The sequence below is a fragment of the Desulfovibrio sp. genome, from assembly GCF_047607245.1.
Classification (GTDB): Bacteria; Desulfobacterota; Desulfovibrionia; order Desulfovibrionales; family Desulfovibrionaceae; genus Desulfovibrio.
The window spans coordinates 1-2633 of the sequence record NZ_JASGDK010000152.1 but is presented as its reverse complement, the minus strand read 5'-3'; the positions used below and the strand labels follow the sequence as shown (position 1 = coordinate 2633).

Here is a 2633-nt window from a genome sequence, read left to right as displayed (position 1 = left end):
CTATTTTTACAGCTTCAAGGGCAACAAGTTCACGCAGGTATCGGAGCGCATTCCTTACTATGTGAGCGTGGTGCGTCTGCCCCCCACCTTCACTCCCACGCTTGTGGGTCAGGGCTGGGATTCGCTCAAGCTTTTTGCCCCTGGCGTGTACACAATGGTGAAAACCGGCGGCAAATACACCTTCGGCACGCGGCTTGACCTGCCCACTGGCGCCACTGTCTTTAACATTGCATGGCTGCCCGGCGGCAAGGCCGGCAAGGGCGATCAGCTCATCATGCTGACTGACGACGAGCGCCTCAAGGTCTTCCAGGGTAACAATAATACGCTTATTCACACCACGATGGAGCGTTTTTCAGGCTCTGCCACCGGCATGGACCACTACAAGGGCATGCCCGGACTTGGCGTGGACAAGAACTACCAGCTGCCCAGCAAGTATTATGCGCCTATGAACATGATTACTGCCGACATCGGCCATACCGGCGAATATACCCTGCTGATCAACAAGCCCATCTCCACGGCTTCGCAGATATTCGACCGTTACCGCTACTTCCCGCAGGGTGAAATTCACTCCCTGTACTGGGACGGCGTTGGCCTTGGCCTCAAATGGAAGACGCGCCGCATCCGTGGTTCCGTCGCCGCTGTGGACCTGGCTGACGTGACCAATAACGGTGTTCTTGACCTTGTGGTGGGCCTGAACACTTCGCCGGACCTCGGCGTTGGCAGCCGCCAGTGCATGATCACGGCCTATCCGCTGGACGTTTCGGCCACGAACCCCAACGTTCCGGCTGATATGAGCGATTTTGAAGTGAGTCCCAACTAAGAACGTCGGGCGCGGACAGCCCACGCGTTCTGCGGCGGGCTGTCCGCCCTTGGCAAAGCCCCCTTTTCGGGGCTTTGCTTTTATTCAGTACACGTCAAGGAGACGGCATGCGCATCCTGGTGATTGGCTCCGGTGGGCGAGAACACGCCCTGGTCTGGAAATTCATGCAAAGCCCCGGTGTGGAGGCGGTTTTTGCCGCGCCCGGCAATGGGGGAACCATCAGGGAAGGCGCGGTCAACGTGCCCGTGCCTGTTGATGACCTGGACGGGCTGGTAGACCTGGCGCGCAGGGAAAAGATTGATCTTGTTGTGCCCGGCCCTGAACTTCCGCTGACTCTGGGCATCACCGACCGTATGCGTGAGGCAGGCATTGCCTGTTTCGGACCCGACAGCTATGGAGCAAAGCTTGAAGGCAGCAAGGCCTTTGCCAAGGAAATCATGGCCAGGGCCAATGTGCCCACAGCCCACTGCGCGGTGTTCAGCGATGTGGAAATGGCCCGAAATCATGTGGTCAAGGTGGGCGCGCCCCTGGTGGTCAAGGCTGATGGCCTGGCCGCTGGCAAGGGCGTCATCATGGCCGCAGATTCACAGGAAGCCCTGCAAGCCGTAAATGATATTATGAGCGCCCGCGCCTTTGGTTCGGCTGGCGATTTTGTGGTGCTTGAAGAATGCCTTGTGGGCGAGGAAGCTTCCTTCCTGTGCATGTGCGATGGCGAACGCGCCGTGCCTCTGCCCTCGGCTCAGGACCATAAGCGGGTTTTCGACAATGACGAAGGCCCGAACACTGGCGGCATGGGCGCTTACAGTCCGGCCCCTGTTTTGCCCGACAGCATGCTTGAGGAAATGGCCGACCTTACTGTTCGGCCCATCCTGCGCGAACTTGCCAAAGACGGGCATCCCTTTGTGGGCATGCTGTATGCCGGGCTGATGATGACCGCCGACGGCCCCAAGGTGCTGGAATACAACGTACGTTTTGGCGACCCGGAATGTCAGCCCATGCTCATGCGGCTTGAGGGCGATCTGCCCCGCATCATGCTGGACTGCGTTGCTGGCAAGCTTGATCCTGCCAGCATCGGGCAGAGTGCCAAGACGGCTCTGGGCGTGGTCATGACCGCCGGAGGGTATCCGGGCACTTATGCCAAGGGCACGCCCATTACAGGCATTGCCGATGCAGACGCGCTGCCGGGCGTTAAGGTTTTTCACAGCGGCACTACCGTGAAAGACGGCATGCTTGTGTCCAACGGCGGACGCGTACTCTGCATCACTGCTCTGGGCGACGACCTGGAAGGCGCACAGCAGGCCGCCTACGCAGCCGCTGAAAAGGTACACATGGACGGCGGTTTCTACCGCAGGGATATCGGGCAGAAGGGCATCAATCGGCTGAAAGGAAAATAAGTCCTGCGCGCAAGCGCGGCCTGCCGGAACTATAGATCACCTCTGGCCTTTGGGCTGGAATCAGAGGATAAGACATGGCGAAAGTGGTCATTTTGATGGGCTCGCAGTCTGATGAAGACAGGGTGAGCCCCTGTGTGGAAGTGCTGAAAAGTTTGGGCGTAAGCTGCCTTATTACCGTCAGTTCAGCACACCGTACCCCCGAACGCACAGAAAAGCTGGTGAGCGATTGTGAAGCCGGGGGCGCACAGGTATTCATCTGCGCTGCAGGCATGGCGGCACATCTGGCCGGGGCCGTTGCCGCGCGCACCACGCGCCCGGTCATAGGCATTCCCGTGTCCAGCGTGGCTCTTGGCGGTATGGATTCCCTGCTTTCCACCGTGCAGATGCCCCCCGGATTTCCCGTGGCCACTGTGGCTCTG

Annotated in this window: 2 protein-coding genes and 1 pseudogene; all 3 read left to right on the top strand. The window is 59.4% G+C overall.

Features of this window, described 5'->3' with window-relative positions:
• A pseudogene (locus QM579_RS11720) lies at positions 1-820 on the top strand (VCBS repeat-containing protein); the annotation flags it as partial.
• 107 nt (positions 821-927) lie between these two features.
• Positions 928-2214, top strand: coding sequence for a phosphoribosylamine--glycine ligase (purD, locus tag QM579_RS11715; protein WP_414999323.1), 1287 nt, complete (start codon positions 928-930; stop codon positions 2212-2214).
• A 74-nt stretch (positions 2215-2288) separates the two neighbouring features.
• The coding region (locus QM579_RS11710) for an AIR carboxylase family protein (protein ID WP_414999322.1) at positions 2289-2633 on the top strand (345 nt) is incomplete at its 3' end.

Excerpts from the sequence above, each read along its gene's own strand:
- purD (WP_414999323.1), top strand. The coding sequence starts at position 928 with ATGCGCATCCTGGTGATTGGCTCCGGTGGGCGAGAACACGCCCTGGTC.